This window comes from Chryseobacterium endophyticum (genome assembly GCF_056333165.1).
In genome coordinates, this window is the sequence record NZ_JBWGXE010000008.1 from 79,230 (window position 1) to 97,564 (window position 18,335).

General features: G+C 40.1%; 15 protein-coding genes. 9 read left to right on the forward strand and 6 right to left on the reverse strand.

Annotated elements, in window-relative coordinates; all coding sequences use genetic code 11:
- The first annotated feature begins 399 nt into the window (after nt 1-399).
- Nucleotides 400-585 (forward strand): hypothetical protein, encoded by a 186-nt coding sequence (locus AC0N32_RS16515; protein WP_476394940.1) that lies wholly within the window; start codon nt 400-402, stop codon nt 583-585.
- A 75-nt stretch (nt 586-660) separates the two neighbouring features.
- Here AC0N32_RS16515 and AC0N32_RS16520 read toward each other — a convergent pair whose 3' ends face one another.
- From AC0N32_RS16520 to AC0N32_RS16530, 3 genes are all read right to left on the reverse strand, one after another.
- Nucleotides 661-1,335 (reverse strand): 3-keto-alpha-glucoside-1,2-lyase-like domain-containing protein, encoded by a 675-nt coding sequence (locus tag AC0N32_RS16520; RefSeq protein WP_476394941.1) that lies wholly within the window; start codon nt 1,333-1,335, stop codon nt 661-663.
- A 39-nt stretch (nt 1,336-1,374) separates the two neighbouring features.
- Nucleotides 1,375-2,427 (reverse strand): hypothetical protein, encoded by a 1,053-nt coding sequence (locus AC0N32_RS16525; RefSeq protein WP_476394942.1) that lies wholly within the window; start codon nt 2,425-2,427, stop codon nt 1,375-1,377.
- A 71-nt stretch (nt 2,428-2,498) separates the two neighbouring features.
- Nucleotides 2,499-3,365: a helix-turn-helix domain-containing protein gene (locus AC0N32_RS16530; RefSeq protein ID WP_476394943.1), complete on the reverse strand. Its 867-nt coding sequence runs from the start codon at nt 3,363-3,365 to the stop codon at nt 2,499-2,501.
- A 268-nt stretch (nt 3,366-3,633) separates the two neighbouring features.
- Between AC0N32_RS16530 and AC0N32_RS16535 the strand changes: the two genes are divergently transcribed.
- Both AC0N32_RS16535 and AC0N32_RS16540 read left to right on the forward strand, forming a co-directional pair.
- Nucleotides 3,634-3,828 carry a hypothetical protein gene (locus tag AC0N32_RS16535; RefSeq protein ID WP_476394944.1) on the forward strand — a complete coding sequence of 65 codons (195 nt, stop codon included), beginning with the start codon at nt 3,634-3,636 and terminating at the stop codon, nt 3,826-3,828.
- Nucleotides 3,809-5,476 (forward strand): serine hydrolase, encoded by a 1,668-nt coding sequence (locus AC0N32_RS16540; protein WP_476394945.1) that lies wholly within the window; start codon nt 3,809-3,811, stop codon nt 5,474-5,476. The genes AC0N32_RS16535 and AC0N32_RS16540 overlap by 20 nt, the downstream gene beginning before the upstream one ends.
- A 160-nt stretch (nt 5,477-5,636) precedes the next feature.
- Here the strand turns inward: AC0N32_RS16540 and AC0N32_RS16545 are convergent, their stop codons facing one another.
- On the reverse strand, nt 5,637-6,314 hold the full coding sequence (locus tag AC0N32_RS16545; protein ID WP_476394946.1) for a YceI family protein: 678 nt from the start codon (nt 6,312-6,314) through the stop codon (nt 5,637-5,639).
- A gap of 264 nt (nt 6,315-6,578) precedes the next feature.
- Here AC0N32_RS16545 and AC0N32_RS16550 point away from each other — a divergent pair, with 264 nt between their 5' ends.
- A complete protein-coding gene (locus tag AC0N32_RS16550) occupies nt 6,579-8,972 on the forward strand; it encodes a hypothetical protein (RefSeq protein WP_476394947.1) in 2,394 nt (797 codons plus the stop codon).
- A 228-nt stretch (nt 8,973-9,200) separates the two neighbouring features.
- Nucleotides 9,201-11,327, forward strand: coding sequence for a Tex family protein (locus AC0N32_RS16555; RefSeq protein ID WP_476394948.1), 2,127 nt, complete (start codon nt 9,201-9,203; stop codon nt 11,325-11,327).
- A gap of 91 nt (nt 11,328-11,418) precedes the next feature.
- On the opposite strand, the gene AC0N32_RS16560 is transcribed toward AC0N32_RS16555, so the two are convergent.
- Both AC0N32_RS16560 and AC0N32_RS16565 read right to left on the reverse strand, forming a co-directional pair.
- Nucleotides 11,419-12,564: a hypothetical protein gene (locus AC0N32_RS16560; RefSeq protein WP_476394949.1), complete on the reverse strand. Its 1,146-nt coding sequence runs from the start codon at nt 12,562-12,564 to the stop codon at nt 11,419-11,421.
- Between the two features lie 176 nt (nt 12,565-12,740).
- Nucleotides 12,741-12,917, reverse strand: coding sequence for a histone H1 (locus tag AC0N32_RS16565; protein ID WP_034684091.1), 177 nt, complete (start codon nt 12,915-12,917; stop codon nt 12,741-12,743).
- A gap of 273 nt (nt 12,918-13,190) precedes the next feature.
- Between AC0N32_RS16565 and AC0N32_RS16570 the strand changes: the two genes are divergently transcribed.
- The 4 genes from AC0N32_RS16570 to AC0N32_RS16585 all read left to right on the forward strand — a co-directional run bounded on the left by AC0N32_RS16570 (nt 13,191) and on the right by AC0N32_RS16585 (nt 17,744).
- Complete coding sequence (locus tag AC0N32_RS16570) at nt 13,191-13,664, forward strand: Dps family protein (RefSeq protein ID WP_476394950.1); 474 nt, start codon at nt 13,191-13,193, stop codon at nt 13,662-13,664.
- Between the two features lie 67 nt (nt 13,665-13,731).
- Entirely contained in the window at nt 13,732-14,427 is a 696-nt protein-coding gene (locus AC0N32_RS16575; RefSeq protein WP_476394951.1) for a LytR/AlgR family response regulator transcription factor, read from the forward strand.
- Between the two features lie 42 nt (nt 14,428-14,469).
- Nucleotides 14,470-16,683 (forward strand): hybrid sensor histidine kinase/response regulator, encoded by a 2,214-nt coding sequence (locus AC0N32_RS16580; protein ID WP_476394952.1) that lies wholly within the window; start codon nt 14,470-14,472, stop codon nt 16,681-16,683.
- A 2-nt stretch (nt 16,684-16,685) separates the two neighbouring features.
- The gene (locus AC0N32_RS16585) at nt 16,686-17,744 is read left to right on the forward strand and encodes an NADH:flavin oxidoreductase/NADH oxidase (RefSeq protein WP_476394953.1); all 1,059 of its coding nucleotides are present in this window, start codon (nt 16,686-16,688) and stop codon (nt 17,742-17,744) included.
- Nucleotides 17,745-18,335 lie beyond the last annotated feature (591 nt).

Genomic DNA, 18,335 nt, shown 5'->3' on the forward strand with positions numbered 1-18,335 from the left:
GGTATTGTTTTAGTGGAGTACTTTTATAAAATGACCAATATAGATACCTTACAAAATTAAAATAATGGAAAATAAAAGTATCGAATAACAGAATTACTTATCAGGATTAATAAAGAATCATTAGGAAATTATAGAATTGTTGATTTTTGGGAAGCCGATACGACAGCTATTTGTATCATAAAAGGAAACATTTTAATATATGTATCCTCTTTTAATTATGATAGAACCCATAAGTATAATGTCATTACTGAAAAATACGACACAGGAGAAATAATTAACACGGAAAAAGAATATGTTAACGATGAATTGGTAGAAATCATAAAAAGATTCAAAATGTAAATCAGTAATATTGCACAACTATTCCGTTCATTGGTAGTAAAAAAAGATTAAACGAATGATATGATTGATTTTATATTTGGAGGATTTGGAATATTCATAAGATGGATGGTCATCTATAAATTTAATTCAAAAAAAATGGCAGAAGCTTATAATTCAAATATAGCAGAGGAAGGAGCAAAAAATAATATGGCCGGTTTATTTTTAATACCAATAGCGATGATCATTGGTTTGTTGATAAATTATTGAGCCTTTTTTATCTTCTGCTCTGTTCATTGCGGCCTGTTTGAATGACTGGAAAAGTACGATGCCTTAATTCACCAATCATTTTAAAGGGCTGATTTTCAAATTTCGGAAATACCCCTCTGTACCGACATCGACAAATAAGCCGACGCCACCCGTTGTATCAGGACCTTGTTTAAGGTCATTCACGATGAGCGACGGATATTTGTTCTTATTTAAAAACAGTTTTGCCTGGCTGCCTCTGACTTCAATTTTTAAGGTGATCCATTCATCCAGGCCCATGTCCGCATAAGATTCATATTTCTCGGGATCTTCTTTCCTAAGCCGCTCATATTTAAAACCAGGGTAAGAAAAGTATTGAATCGAGTGATTGCGTCTCACCTGGTCTTCAGCTCTGCCATTCGTAGGGCGTATGTAGATGGATTCAAATCTGGAATTCATGTCATTAATCCTGAATGCCAATCCGATAAATCCGCGGTCTGTCGCAGAAGCCGTTGGGAGAAGCCGGCTTAGAACTTCTACCTCGATACTGCCATTTTTGAAGTTTGTGTTTTTTATCTTAACAAATGTAGGTTCGTCCGCTTCTTTCACGGTATTGTCTTTCACGACCCTAACGACTTTTTCTCCTTTCAGATCAACGATTTGACTATAGACTTTATGAGGGATAAGATTGCTCTCTTCCAAATTTATTTTTTGGCTAAATGCACTCTCCGTGGCTAACATGCAAAGAAACAGGATCGTTTTTAATTTTTTCATACCCTTTACTAATGATTTCAGATTGTTATACATTACATCTTATTTTTTAAAAAGCCCGGCATTCAGATCAGAACCCAAAGAACCTTCTGCCAGTTGCAGGTAATTGCGCTTACTCTGATCCTTTTCAATGACTACGGTTCCGCTGGTCTGTACGTTTTTCATTTCAAGAAAATCTGTGGAGGTTGGGATGCTGTCACTCAATGGACCGCTTCCATATCCTGCCAGTTTTTTATAATTCACAAAAATGCAGTCAGAAGCTTTGTAGCGGCGTGTGCTTCCTTTTTCCCTGATCCACACGGTGCTGGTATTGGCGATAATATTATGATGAAAGTCGAAATCATCGCCATTCGTGCCCTGAGTCGTCCATACTCCGCAGAAATAGCCGCCATAGACCAGTGAATGTTTCATGGCGCTGCGGCTCCCGGTCTTTCCTTCATTTTTCCAGAAGACCACAGGAATTTTACAATTGAAGAAAACGCAATGGTCAATAACCAGGCCATAGCCATTGGCGATCACCCCTACATGCAGTGGCAGTACCTCTTCATTTCCGGCGAAAAGGCATTGGGTAACCAGCAAATCGTCCAGTTTTTTTCCGTCGCGCCAGATCGGATATGAACGGCGCAGATTATCGGCATCAAGATAAGTATAATCAGGGCTGCCTGTAAACTTCAGACCTGCAATGGTAACGTGGCTTACCTCGGGTTGGATGCCTCTGGCCTCTTCTCCCCCCACACCGGGCTCGGGCGGCACAACAGTCATGATAACCGGCATCTTTTTCGGGGTCCATTCTACATCATCCGGCATCACTTCCGCACGAATGGTTAAACGGTTGGTAAACGTGTATTTATCGTTATTAAACAGTACCGTTTCAGTGATCAGATGCAGTCCCTCTTCAAGGATAATTGTTGTTTCTCCTTGGGCTTTATTTGAATTAACGCGCCTGGCAGCTTCTGAGAGCGACTTTAAAGGTTGTGCCTTTATTCCTGAATTCATATCATTGCCTGTCAGCGGATTAATATATAATTCTTCTGCCTTTATGGAAAATAAGCTCATTATGAAGAATAAAAGACATAGGGTCACAGATTTTGTCATTTCCTTTTTTTGGTAAAATTAGGAACATTCATGCCCTTCAAAATGGTCATTTTATCTTCAGAATTGTCAATTCATATATTCTTTCGGTATTGCTGGGGCGTGATCTGTGTCATTTTTTTGAAGAAACGGTTAAAGTTGGAAGGATCTGAAAATCCAAATTCGTAGCAGATCTCTTTTGCAGATTTATTCTGGTGCAGCTGTTTTTTGATCTCTGAAATAAGCTTGTGATGAATCATCTGCTGTGCGGTTAATCCGCTGAATTGCCTGCAGATTTTATTAAGGAATCCGGAACTTACGTTAAGCATTTTGGTGTAAGCTTCAACGGTTTGATCTTCTAAAAATTTCTCTTCCAGCAAAGAGCGGAATCTGTAGAAATCTGCATGGACGTAAGTGTCCCGCTGAACGTTATAAATTCCGGCGTAATAACGGTTGAGAACGATAAGTAACTGATAAAGAACCGACCTGATCAGATGATTGCTGTCATTCTGAATCTGTGCGAACTCCTCTTCTATTTCCTGTAAAAGTTCAAGGCATTTTCCGAATTCCCCTTCGTCGATCTTCATTTCGGCGGGCTGCGAATACTGATGAAAGTACTGAAACCGGTACAGAAACAACTCATCTGAAAAGAAAAGATGAAGAAAGTCTTTTTCAAAAAACAGCGTATAGCCTTTTATTCTTTCTTTAACTTCCCATCGGCGTATTTGTCCGGGACTGATAAAAATAATGGTCTGCGGAGCGATAGACATTCGTTTTCCATCCAGTGAAAATGTTCCCGATCCCTCTTCAATAAAAACAATTTCATAAAAACTGAGCTGATGTAATGTGCGGTCCCGTACATAATTTTTCAAAGTTTCAATGCGTCCAAGGTCCAGCAATAATTCCGAACCATATTTACAGGGCAGAAAATGATATGTTTTTATGGGGGAGGCTGTTACCATATTCTATACTTTTTATAACAAATCACGTGTTAAAAATACAAACTTTTGTTTAGTAATTATATTCACGCTGTTTAATGGTAATAAAAAAAAGAAATGACAGAAAGATTGTTTAGTTGTTTAAATGGTGAGTTATACGGAAGTTTTTAATATAAATCTGTTTTAAGATAAAACTTACCCATCGTCAATTTTTGTTCGGATACTTATTCCTAGCTTTGAAAAGATTGATTTTACAATCCTTTGGATGAATGAAACTTTCATAATAACTGATATGAAAAAGATAACATTTTTACTTGTTGTAAATATCCTGATCCCTTTTCTAATTCGGGCACAGACCACGTCGAAACAACTTGTACATGATTTTAGAAAAAATGAAGGTATCTGGACAGGGTCTTTAACCTACCTGGATTACGATTCCGGCAAACCTTATACCATGGCCGCCAATCTTGAAAATAAAAAGAATTGATAAAACCCAACAGTTTCTTTTTATCAATACTTATCCAAAAGAAAAAAGTGCAAATTCAACAGATACTGTAGCCATCTCAGCACACGGAAAATTCATTGCTAATACATTGGTGATCTCCAGAAAAGACCTGGCGGGAGACGGAGTGCAGATTATTACTGAAAAAACGGATGAGGATGGAAACAACGGAAGAAAAGCAACCATCAGGCAAACTTATACATTAGGAAAATACACATTTTCCGAACGTAAAGATGTAAGATATGCCAATGAAAAAAACTGGATCAAAAGACATGAATTTATCTATATCAGAAAAGATCGATCCGGTAAGATTCCCTTTTCCAGGATAGATTCGATCATGCAGGTTGCGTATGGTTATGGTATTTTCAATGGAAATATTCTCATTGCAAAAAACGGTGAAGTTATCTATCAGAAATCTTTTGGATTTGCCGATGGCAGAAAAGAAAATCCACTTAACCTGAGTATGAAATTTGATGTCGGTTCAATCAGCAAGGAATTTAACGGTGTAGGCATTATGCTTCTCAAAGAAAGAGGAAAACTCTCATTATCGACCCCTTTGTCCGTATTCTTCCCTGAATTCCCAGCATGGGCGCAAAAGATACAGATCAAACATCTCATTAACTATACCAGTGGAATTCCACAATCTCCCGGCAGTATAGCCTATGGAGGAGACTCTCCTTTATATGATTTTCTGAAAAAAACAGACAGCCTCTCCTTTGAGCCGGGGACACAATATGATTATAACTATGCAGATGTTTATCTTCAGCGCCAGATCATAGAGCGTGTCAGTAAAATGACTTATGCAGATTTTATAAAAAAAAATATATTTGATAAAGCAGGCATGAAAGCTTCCTTGGTAGACTATCCTGTCTCGTCGCAGGATATGGCTCAGTCTTTTAATGATGAAGGCATCCATACGCCATATCCTGCACATTTTACGGGATATATAAGATTTCCCATACATGATCTCTTCTTATGGGAAAAGGCACTCTGGAACGTACAGATTATTTCCCAGGAATCACTAATGCAGCTATCATCAGTATTTCCAACCGGAGAATCGAGCCTGGGCAGGGTCACTTTTATCAACGGCCGGCCTGAAAAGCACACGCATCAGGGTTCGAATAGTAATTATGAAGCTTTGGTAACAAAAACATTTGGTGACGATGTCATTATTGTAATGATGACCAACAACCAGCAATTAAAGGTTCAGGCTTTAAGCGAAACCTTGTCACATGCATTGCAAAATGACACATTTACCATACCACGAAAATCATTTTACCTGTCGGTCCGTGAAAAACTATTCATGAATGTAGATGAAGGATTAGCTTACTATAAAGACCTGAAAAATAATCATGCAGATGTTTATGATTTCTCTTTCGAAGTACCCGATTTGCTGAATTGCGGAAAATTTCTCCAGAGAAGAAAAAAGAATAATGAGGCCATAAAAGTTTTTGAGGTTGCCTTAAAGCTTGATACAAAGAAGGAAGATCTTTCATATGCCTATGAACTCATTGGAGATTCTTATATTTCTCTTAGGCAGCAGGAAAGTGCGTTGGAAAATTACAAGAAAGCAACCGAATTGGATGAGGGGAATAAAAATGCAGCAAGCAAATACCTGAAACTTTCACGTTAAAAATCACTTACCAATCAGGGATGTCTTTATTTTATCTGATTTTCCGAACGACCTCAAAAACCTATAAAATAACAAACACCATCCTAAGATAATTACAGGAGCTGCACAAAGAAAAAGCTGCCCCTAGAGACAGCTTCATCGATTTTATGATCTAACAATATTATTTCTTAGCTTTTACATCAACAGCAATTTCGATGTCCTTGCTGATCATCCATTCTGCAGGATCAGCCTCGGAAGTACCGAACTTGATTCCCCAGTCGGCTCTGTTTACCGTGAACTTAGCCTGGATCGAAGCAGAAGTTTCTGTAACGTCAACTTTAGCCGGGAAAGTTACGTTCATGGTTTTTCCTGATAAGGTAAGGTTTCCGCTTACGGTTTTATTGGCGCCTGCAACCGCATCAGCCGGAGCATTTTTAAGATCCGTTACGCTGGTGATTTTAAATTCCGAAGTAGGATTCTTTGCGGTATCGAAGAAATCAGGTGTTTTAAGGTGTTTTTCAAGATCTTCAGGTTTTTTGTCTTTCTCCGTTACGGAAGCCGGATCTACTTTCAGAGAGTTCATATCGATCACGAAATTTCCTGCTGCAACATTTCCGTTTTCAACACTCAGATCTCCGGATTTCACCATTAAAGTTCCCCAACGAGGAGCCATTCCTCCTTTATGGAAAGCTTTCCAGTTTACAACAGAGGCTGCTGTATCTACAGGCAGTACTTCTCCTTTACTTTCAGCAACCGTCTGTTCCTGAGCTGTTGTTGCATTTTCTGCAGACTTTTCCTTATTACAAGATGCGGCAAGAAGACCCACTCCTACCAATGCAATGACACTTAATTTTTTCATATTATCTAATTGTTTAAAAGTTTATTATTTACCGTGAAAAATACTTTACTGATTCATACACTTCACTTTCTGATGTCCAAAAATAAAGAACTTCGTGCTTCAGACCATTAACATACATCAATAAAATATGAACAAATCATTAACAAACATATAAAACATTGATTTACAAAGCAAAAACTTAACATGCATATTTAAAATATCATTTGTAAAAATTTTGGAAAAATTGTAATTTTGCGCGCTCAAAGTGTATAAACACTCTATTTTATGATAAAAAAACTAATACCGCTAGTACTTGTTGTCAATACAATCAGTTCAGTATGCGCACAGAACAACGCTGAAAATGCCATTGCAACATTTTCTGAAAAATATCCACAGGAAAAAATACATATCGTACTTAATAAAAACAGCTATATTGCCGGTGAAAACATCTGGTTCAAGTCCTTTGTGTTCGATGGCTACAGCCCTTCCCAGGTTTCTACCACTTTATTTGCCGAACTGTATGACCACAATAAAACGCTGATCGCTAAGAAATTCCTTCCCTTAATTAACGGAGAAGGCAACGGAAGCTTTACACTGCCCGAAAACTTAAAAGAAGACGTATACTACATCAGAGCCTATACTACCTGGATGAGCAACTTCAGTGAAGAATTTCAGCCTTTAAAGCCCATCACCATATACAATCCCTCCTCAGATGAAAAACTGACGAAGGCTGTTGATACCCCCTGGTCGGCATCTGCTTTTCCTGAAAGCGGAACTTTCATTGAAGGAATACCTACCAAATTCGCAGTCCGTCTTCAGTCCGAAGGCTCTACTCCCGGCGATTGGTCCGGCTACATAATCGATACAAAAAAACCGGACGTAAAAATAACATCTTTTAAAGGTTTTGACCAGAATGTAGGTTTATTCACCCTGACACCCGATGCCGGCGCTGCTTATCAGCTGGTCGTTACAGATTCTAAAGGAAAGCAGCAAACGGTCGTTTTACCCGAGCCCAAAAATTCAGGGGTCAACCTGCAGGTGGCTGTAACCAATGAAGCTATAAAATTTAAACTAAAATCAAAAAATATCGGCCCGTCAACAGCTTATAAAATCATCGGAACTTTGGGGAACGAAATGGTTTTTAAAGTAAATTCTGATAAGATCCTGGAACACTCCTTTTCCATTCCGACCAAAGAATCGATGAATGGAATTCTCCAGCTTACGGTTTTTGACGACAAAGAAAATATCGTGGCCCAAAGGCTCTGCTTTGTCAAGCCTGATGTGTTAAACGTAAAAAAATCAGTGATGCAGTCTGTATCTCTTCAGGAATCACCAAAGGCTCTGAATACTTTTAAGGTATCCTCTGTCGGGTATACCGCCTACACCGTTCTTGTGATGGACGGAATCTCTGAAAGTTCAGAAGATGAAAACAGCTTGCTCAGTACTTTATGGCTCACCGGTGATCTGACGTCTAAAATATACACGCCTTCACAATATTTTAAAGAAAATCACAACTCGGAAGCCCTGGATGCTCTGTTGATTTCTGAAAAATGGAAAAGATTCGACTGGAAAAATATCATAGCCGGAAACTATCCGACAATCAGATACCAGCCTCAGCCGTATGTGACGTATAAGGGAAAAGTAAGCATTAACGGAAAACCTGCCGTCTCTTCAGATCTCAACCTCCTTTTTGAAATGCCCGACCACGCCACAAGGTTTCATCAGGTAAAAACGGATGCCAATGGTTTTTTCTCTCTGAACGGACTGATCTTCGAGGATAACATTAAAGTTTCTTATCAGCTCAACGATCTTAAAATCCCAAAAGAACAGGTACAGGTGATCTTCCAGCCGGATAATACTTTTGTTCCTTACAGAAAAAGCCTTCCTTCAGACGGGTATATGCTTGAAAAAAGAATAAGCGGAGAGCCATTGCCTCCTCAGGTTACAAGATATGTGGCAGAAAAACAGACCCAGAGCTCCATCAATGAAAAGGTAACATTGATTGAGGAAGTAAAATTAAAAGTTAAGAAAAAAGATAAAACCCGCCTGCTTAATGAAAAATTAAGCACCTCCATGTTCAGAAGTTCCGATGAGCAGGTTTTTGATTTTGTGAATGACAATACAACACTGGGCTTTGCAAATATACTGATGTGGCTGCAGGGTAAAGTTGCAGGATTGGCCATTACAACCAATATGGGAAATTATAATGTAAAGTTAAGAGGATATGAAATTCCTATCTATTTGGATGAAATGCAGCTTGATCCTTCGATGATATCTTCTATTTCTTCTTCTGATGTGGCCATGATAAAAGTGATCAAAGGCTTTTTCTCAGCAGGATTCGGTGGGGGTTATGGCGCTATTGCCATCTACACTAAAAGAGGCGGAATGACGGGATATGTTCCGGACAATTCTTCTCCCAAACTTAATAAATATACATTAAATGGATTTGATAAGGTAGCTCCGTTTGCAACACCATCTTACAACGATGAGAGCTTTAAAAGCATTTCCAATGACGTACGCAGTGTTCTATACTGGAATCCGTATCTGCTTACTGACCCAGAGACGCCTGCCAATGTACAGTTCTACAATAACAACGACGCAAAAAACTATAAGATCATTATCATGGGGTACGACAATAAAGAAAATTTACCCGTTTATTACAATGCACTTGTACAGTAATTAAATTGATCGTGTGAATAAATAAAAACAGTCTTAATCAAGGCTGTTTTTTTGTTTTAAATTACAACCTCATTTAGAAGGATAAATTGAAGGCAGGTCACGTTTACAGACTAAACTTTATACTTTAATCAAATATGATCATCAAACCGATTATAAAAATATCTTATCCCATCCGAGAGGTCGCAATATTTTATAAAAAGTCAGTATTTTAGCCGCTTAAATTTTACAATGAACGCCACAAGCTATATCCGTCAGACCCTTGATATTTCAGAAAAAAGCATTACTTCTACCCTTCAGCTGCTTTCGGAAGACTGTACGATCCCCTTCATAGCACGCTACAGAAAGGATAAAACAGGAAACCTGGATGAGACACAGATTGAACAGATCTCAAAAATCAACAGGCAGTTTGAAGAAATCATCAAAAGAAAGGAAACCATTCTGAAATCTGTGGAAGAGCAAGATGCCCTGACTCCGGAATTAAAGCAGCGAATCGAGACAAGCTTTGATCTGCAGGAACTGGAAGATCTTTATCTCCCTTTCAAAAAAAGGAAAAAAACAAAAGCCGATGCCGCCAAAGAAAAAGGCCTGGAGCCTTTAGCAAAAATCATCATGAGCCAGAAAGCGCAGGACCTTAATTCTTTAGTAGCATCCCGATACCTCAACGGACAGGTAGCAACAGAAGAAGAGGCACTTCAGGGCGCAAGAGATATCATGGCAGAATGGATCAATGAAAATATGTATGTCCGTAAAAATCTCAGAAGGCTATTTCAAAGGAAAGCTGTAATCACTTCAAAAGTGGTCAAAGCGAAAAAAGATGAAGAAGATGCCCAGAAATTCTCGCAGTATTTCGAATGGGAAGAAAGCCTGAACAGAACTCCTTCTCACCGTCTGCTGGCCATGCTGAGGGCGGAAGCAGAAGGTTTTGTCAAAACAAACATCGCCATTGATAAAGACGAGGCCATTGAAATGATCGAAAATGCCATCATTAAATCCAATAACGAAACCACCACACAGATTTCACTGGCCATAAAAGACAGCTACAAAAGATTGCTGGAACCCGCAATTTCCAATGAGACCCTCCAGGAAGCCAGGGAAAAAGCAGATAAAAAAGCGATAGAGATATTTGCCGGAAACCTTACCCAACTGCTGCTAGCTCCGCCTCTTGGAGAGAAAAGAATCCTGGCGATAGACCCTGGATACAAAAGCGGCTGCAAAGTAGTCTGCCTGGACGAAAAAGGCGATCTTCTCCATAATGAGACCATTTATCCGCATGCACCGCAAAACGAATCCGGAATGGCTATGAAGAAAATACGTTCGATGGTGAATGCCTATCATATCGAAGCCATCTCCATCGGAAACGGCACGGCAAGCCGTGAGACAGAGTTTTTCATTAAAAAAATCGCATTTGACAGGCCGCTGCAGGTCTTTGTGGTTTCTGAGGCCGGCGCTTCGGTATATTCTGCCAGCAAGATTGCCAGGGATGAATTCCCCACGTATGACGTTACCGTTCGCGGTGCGGTCTCTATCGGAAGACGACTGGCTGACCCGCTGGCCGAACTCGTAAAGATCGATCCGAAATCCATCGGAGTCGGACAATATCAGCATGATGTAGACCAGACCCAACTGAAGAATGAGCTTGATTCTACGGTCATGAAATGTGTAAATGCTGTGGGAATTAATTTAAATACTGCCAGCAAATCCTTATTGAGCTATGTCTCCGGGATCGGTGAAAAGATGGCAGAAAATATAGTGAATTACCGGGCCGAAAACGGTGCCTTCGAAGACCGTAAGCAACTGAAAAAAGTACCGCGACTGGGAGAAAAAGCCTTTCAGCAGGCCGCCGCTTTCGTAAGGATCAGTAACCCGAAAAATCCGCTGGATAATTCTGCCGTACACCCCGAAGCCTATGGAATCGTGGAAAAAATGGCAAAGGATTTAAAAATAACCACCAACGGGCTGATTGCCAATAAAGAGAAAATTGCGCAGATCAGTCCGGAAAAATATATCACGGAAGACATCGGTATTTTAGGCATAAAAGATATTTTAAAAGAGCTTGAAAAACCGGGACTGGATCCTAGAAAAGCTGCCAAAGTATTTGAGTTTGACCCGAGTGTAAAAAAGATCACCGACCTGAAAACCGGCATGATCCTCCCGGGAATCGTCAACAACATCACCGCATTCGGATGTTTTGTCGACCTAGGCATCAAAGAAAGCGGGCTCGTACATATTTCCCAACTGAAAGACGGATTTGTTTCCGACGTAAATGAAGTGGTAAAGCTTCACCAGCACGTTCAGGTAAAAGTAACGGATGTGGATGAGGCCAGAAAAAGAATACAGCTGACCATGATTTTATAATTCATAAAAAAAGAATTTAACAAAGAAACGGCCGGTAACAATAGATCGTACCGGCTGTTTTGGTTATTAAATCTTATGATGTAAATAATGATTAATTCTCGTTAAGAAAAGCATGTTCCTCCCTGGACAACAGCATACCGGATTCTTTATTCTCCTTTACCTGAATATTTTCCCAAATGTTTTTTGTAAAATCAATCCTGGGTTCAATCCCCTTTTTATCAGATGGTGAAAAAGTATGATAAATGGTTTCCGTAGTAGATTTTCTCTCTTCCTCTGCGCCATCATACCTGATGATGAATTTGTCCGCTATGGTTTTCTTTAAAGCAGGAAGATATTTTCCGTCTTTTTTATAAAAATCATAAATAAGCTGTACATCACCCAGCTGAAATTCGTATTGTTTTCCTTCCGTATTGGTTTTTTTGTAAGGAGCGTATCCCGTCTGCTGATGGAGCGCCTCAAAGTAGGTGATCACCTTGTCTGCCTTATTATAGTGCATTTCTCCTTCGATATTGATGCCGTTATCCGTTTTGATCCGGATGCTGATGAGCTGCTCTTCCCCATCGTCTGAAAGAAGCCGCCCCGAAAACTTTGTATTTTTCGTGTTAATGGTCATCAGAAGCCTGTACACCTCAAAGCTGAAAAAATAGTCTCCCATGTCAGCATGGGAAAAATCATTGCTTTTTCCGTTAAAGACCGTTTTGCTATTATTTTTCAGGTATTTTACATTATTCAGCTGCATCTGCAGGATGTCATCGTAGTTTTTGCGCAGGCCCTCCCTGAAATTATAGGCATTGCTCTTGCTCCAGATTTTGGCATCGGCAATGACGAGAAAGTAAAGTTTGCCATTACTGAAACTTTTGGTTTTATAAGTAACATCATAGAGTGACGGCTTGTCGTAGTATTTTTTATGGTAATTTCTCTGGATATCTTCAAAAAGTTTCCTGATATCCACATCCACTATTTTGACTTCTTCAATATCAATAACAGCGGGTTTTAATGAAATTGCCTCCTGGTATGAACCGGCCTTAAGGGTTTTATATCCCGCAGCGGACACCACAAAATCTTTTGCCTGTTTGTCTAATGGCGCATAGCCGTCTTCATTGGAATATACCAGCTGATCGGCAAGAACAATTCTTGCTCCGCTTATGGGCTGATGGATTTCGGCGTCAAGAATCTGTATTTTCTGTGCGTACGCTGAGATCGAAAAAAATAAAGAAAGAATAAGAATCTGTTTCATACATGGTTGTTAATGGCAGCAAATATAACAGGAAAGTGCATACAATTCAACAGACCTTGAATTATTTTAATAATATTTAACCTTTAGAATACGTTTTCTATGGTAATGGATGTTTAACTCTAAGAAAATTTAACCTTCAGAACAAAACAAAGCCGGCTTAAAAGCCGGCTCCGTTATTATTTTTTAGATTCTTCAACAGAAACTTTTCTGAAATCCTTGAAAAGTTTGCTAAGCTCTAAAGCCGACTTACGAGCTCTTGTTCCAGCCGCTTTGTTACCTTTTTCTGCTTGTTGGTTTGCTTCAGTTGTAAAAGCTTCAAATTCCGCGTTGATTTTTTCAATTAATTCTTTCATTATTTTTAAAATTTAGGCTGCAAATATATGTTTTATGGCAATTCCAGCCTAACAGAGACGAAAAAATTTATAATAATTAATCAAAATTAAGAGTTTAGACCTGCTTTTAATTTATTTTTTGAAGTGAAATCCGATTTTTAATGTTTTTTATTCGGTATTCAACGATCTATTCTGCCCATTCACCGAAACACATGTCTGTTATTCCGGATTCCTGCGGAACTTTACGTCAGAAAAAGAGCAATAGTGCTCAACCAACTTTAAATATTTCACATCATGAAAGCAAAAATCGGACTTACAGAAAAAAATGCAGACGCCGTAGCGGCAGAATTGGCTAAATTATTAGCAGACGAATTCGTACTCTACACCAAAACAAGAAATGCCCACTGGAACGTGACCGGCGATAACTTCCACGCCATGCATATTTTCTTTGAAGAACAGTATACCCAGTTGGAAGACCTCATCGACAGCGTCGCAGAACGTATGCGAAAAATAGGACACTACGCCCCTGCTACCTTAAAAGAGTATCTTGAACTTACCCATCTTACCGAATACAGCGATAGAACCAATGACGGACTGGGCTATATGAAAGATCTTCTCAGCGATCATGAGAGCATCATCGATTTCCTCCGCGGAAACGTAACCCCTTTTGCTGATAAATATAAAGATTACGGAACCAGCGACTTCATTACGGGACTTATGGAAACTCATGAAGAAATGGCCTGGATGATCCGTTCTTATTTCAGATAGGATGACCAACAAAGGAAAAATAAAAAGGAATAAGTATATTTGTGTACATCATAAATAAACTATTCCTATGAAAGCTTTGATCGTCGACGACAATGATATTGCCAGAATGACTTTGGCCCATCTGGCGAAACAGATTCCCGGCCTTACCATTGTCAGAGAATATTCCAGCGCTGTGGAAGCTTATCTTCATCTTCAGAATGACCCTGTTGACCTGTTGTTTCTCGACATTGAAATGCCGGAAATGACAGGGATTGAACTCACCAGGAACCTTTCCGGAAGAGACACCATCATTATTTTTACTTCTTCCAAGAAAGAGTATGCGCTGGAAGCTTTTGAACTGAATATCGCAGACTACCTGCTGAAGCCCGTCACTCCTGCCAGATTTTTACAGGCCGTCAGCAAGGCACAGGCCGTCATTGAAAGCCGGAAGGAAAATGTTCAGGTCAGTAAAGACGAATTTCTCTTCGTAAGAGATTCCAACATTACCCGGCGTTTAAAGCTCGACGACATTTTTTATGCGGAAGCGATGGGCGATTATGTGAAGTTTTTTACCCGTGAAAAGACATACGTGATCCATGGCACCATGAAAGCAGCTGAAGAGCGCCTGCCAAAAGATATTTTCATCCGGGTGCACCGCTCATACATCATTGCCGTCGGAAAGATCGACACCCTCCAGGACGGCGGGATCATGATCAACGGAAAATTCATTCCTGTGGCTGATGCATACCGAAAAATGCTCAACACAAGAATGAATATTTTCTGATCGGCAGAATTATTTTAACAAGTCATTATTTATAGTTTATTTATGATTAAGGTAACTTCCGTAATGGGCAACAAAAAGTTCCGGTACTTCATCATCTTCAGTTTTCTGGTGGGGAGCCTGCTCCTGATTGCCGTTCAGATTAATTCGGCACGCAATACGAAAGGCCTCATCCAGAACAATAATACATTGTTGAATGAGCTGCGTTCCAGCAACCACCTCCGGGAAATCGACCGTGATATCCTGGGAGTTGAAAGCCGGATCAGAGCGTCCATTGCCACCAATGACACCACGCATCTGGAAGGGATAGACGAGAAGATCAACCAGATTGAAAATTTTCTGGATTCCCTCTCAAAAGACAATGCAGACACGACAGAGGAACGGCTGATCCACCGGCTCAGTGTTCTCGCCATGGAAAAAAAGGAAACCAAAGAAAAGCTGCTCCACCGCTATCTTACGCTGGGAAATATGGATGACAATACCTCCATTGCCAACCCGGGAGCAAGAAATAAATCCAATGAAATCACCGCCATTACGGGAAAGATCTACGAAAGCCGCAAGCAGCACATGATAGAACTCAGCAGGAAAAGCGAAGAAATGGGACGTAAAGCGCGGCTCTATGATATTTCACTTTTAGCGTTGCTCGTTTTAAGCGGTGCCATTGTAGGATTTCATATCCTGAGACAGTTCCGCCGGCAGTCTCTGCTGATCGAAGAGCTTGATATTGCAGAAAAAAAGGCCTCTGTGGCAGCCCAGACCAAAGAAAATTTCCTGGCTAATATGAGCCATGAGATCCGTACCCCGCTGAGCGGTATTTTAGGATTTACCAATTTACTTCAGAAAAGGCCTCTGGATGAGACCTCAGCACAGTTTGTCACCTCGATCCAGCAGTCGGGGGAAAATTTAATGGCCATTATCAATGATATCCTTGATCTGTCTAAAATTGAAGCGGGAATGATGAGGATCACTTCAGGAGTTTTCAGCATCAACGGACTGGTAGATTCGGTGAAAACGCTGTTCCTTGAAAGGGTAAAAGAAAAAAAACTCACCCTCTCTGGAAGCGTAGATCCCTCGATCCCGGATACGCTTATAGGGGATGCGACAAGACTTACGCAGATAATGGTCAACCTTATTGGCAATGCCGTAAAGTTTACCCAACAGGGAACCATCAGCATTGAAGTATATCCCAAAGAACGTTCAGGAAAGCATATTATTCTCGGTTTTAAAGTTTCAGACACCGGAATAGGGATTGAAAGAGAGAAGCTTGAAGAGATCTTCGAACGGTTTAATCAGGGTGAAGATTCCATCACGAGAAATTACGGCGGCACCGGGCTTGGACTGTCCATTGTAAAGCAGCTGATCCTTCTGCAGGGCGGAAACATCGAAGTAATCAGCGAACAGGGAAAAGGAACGACTTTTCATTTTTACATTCCCTATACGGTTTCTGAAGAACAGCTGAATATTGCCGCTCCCGTGAATACCGATTACTTTAAGGACCGCACCAATATTCCTTTGAAAGTATTGGTCGTGGATGACAATGCTATCAATCAAAGCCTGATGAATCATCTCCTCGGCCAGTGGAATATCGATTTTGATATCGTCTCCAATGGTCTTGAAGCGGTGGATTATCTCAGACAAAAGCCTTGCGATCTCGTGCTTATGGATATCCAGATGCCTCAAATGGATGGCTATACGGCAACCCGGCAAATACGTGAAGAATTAGGATTAAATATCCCCATCATTGCCATGACCGCCCATGCCATGGCCGGAGAAAGGGAAAAATGCATGAGCCGCGGAATGAATGAATATATTTCGAAACCTGTTAACGAAGAAGAGCTCTTCAGGATCATTTCAGGATTCGGACTGGAAAACACCGCATTCGAAAAAGAACAGACGGAAACCGGTATTCCTGACTACGATTATATTGATCTTACTTATATGAAATCGGTAAGCGGTGGCGATCGTAATTTTGAGCATCTCGTGACAAAACAATTCACAGAAAAAATTCCCCGGCACCTGGATGAACTTATGAAAGCCTATCACGACAAAGATTTTTCTACCCTGAAGCTGCGTGCCCATGACCTGAAATCCAGTGTAGCCATTATGGGACTTCTTCCGCTGCTGGAAGAAAAGCTTGACATCCTCGAAAAACCCTCAGAACATCCTGAAATCCTTGATAATACTTTGAAAGAAGTACAGAACATCCTTCTGCTGTCCATTGCCGAAGCAAAACAGCTGTTAACCTCACAAAACCATTAACAATGAATTTATTTTCGCCATTATATCTTCGCAGCCTAACGCTGAAAAACAGAATTGTCGTGTCCCCAATGCAACAGTACAGCGCCAACAACGGAATTCCCGGCAACTGGCATCTTGTACACCTGGGCAGCCGTGCGGTAGGCGGGGCCGGACTTATTCTTACTGAATGTACCGCCGTTTCCCCTGAAGGGCTTGCCACTTTAAATGACGTCGGCCTCTGGAACGACGAGCAGCAAGAAGCCTGGAAAAACATCGTAGATTTTGTTCATGAACAGGATGCTAAAATAGGCATACAGCTCTGGCATTCCGGAGGTAAAGGAAGCCTGAGGCATCCCAACCGGAGAATGAAACCACTTTCGGATGAAGAAGGAGGATGGACTGTAAAGTCTTCTTCTGAGACGGAAATCAACGGGGTTATTCCTAAAGAACTGACGATCGTTGAAATCCACGAGCTGACAAAAAAATTTACAGATGCGGCAGTCCGTGCAGTGGAAGCAGGCTTTGATACCATTGAGCTTCACGCCGGACACGGGTATCTTTTCCATCAGTTTTATTCGGAAGTAATCAATAAAAGACAGGACGAGTACGGGGGAAGTTTTGATAACCGGATCCGTTTTCTGGTAGAGACCGTTCGTGAAATCAGAAAAGTGGTTCCCGAAATCATGCCTCTTCTTGTCAGGGTCTCTGCGGTAGATTATATCGACACCCCGGAAGGCTGGACTTTGGAAGACAGCATTGCCTTGTCAGAAGTTCTGAAGGAAAACGGGGTAGATTTTATCACAGCTTCCGGCGGAGGGTTTACCAACGTGAGCAAAGACAAAGTCTTTCCCGGTTACCAGGTTCCTTTTGCTGCTGCCATAAAAGAAAAGACAGGAATTCTTACCGGTGCGGTCGGCATGATCACATCAGCACAACAGGCAGAAGAAATCATTACCTCCGGAAAGGCAGATCTGGTCGTGATGGCCAGGGAGCATTTACGGGATCCCTATTTTGCAATTCATGCCGCCAGCGAACTTGGTGCGGAAACTGAAATTCCGTGGCAGTATCAGAGGGCTTTTTAGTGGAGTTACAATAATTTAAATTTAACAAAAACAAAAAAGTTTTCAAAAGAATAACATCCAAGGTTAAAAATTATAGTACTCCTTATTCATCATTCAGATTAACTTTAAAAGCTGTTTAAACTTTTTATATAACCACAAAAGTCACAAAAGATGAGCTCAATTTTATCTTAAGTTGATGACTGTAAATGTAAAAAAGGCAAATAGTCTTAAAAAATCTTCGAATTTATTCTTTTGAGAACTTTGATTGTTTTTTAATCATTGCGTTACGATTATCCTTTGTGGCTTTTGCGGGTAGTTGTGCACTGAGTTTAAACAATATTATAGAAATAATATATTTAATGTGTTTATTAATAAGCATAAAACATATAAAATTAAACTTAATGCATAGAAACATCATCTTAAAGTATATTAAAGTACGTTTAAAGCATATTAAAATGAGCTTAAGGTATATAAAAGTACGCTTAAGGTGTATTAAAATGAGCTTAATGCGTAGAAACATCATCTTAAAGTATATTAAAGTACGCTTAAAGCGTATTAAAATGAGCTTAAGGTATATAAAAGTACGTCTAAAGTTTATTTTCAAGGCAAAAA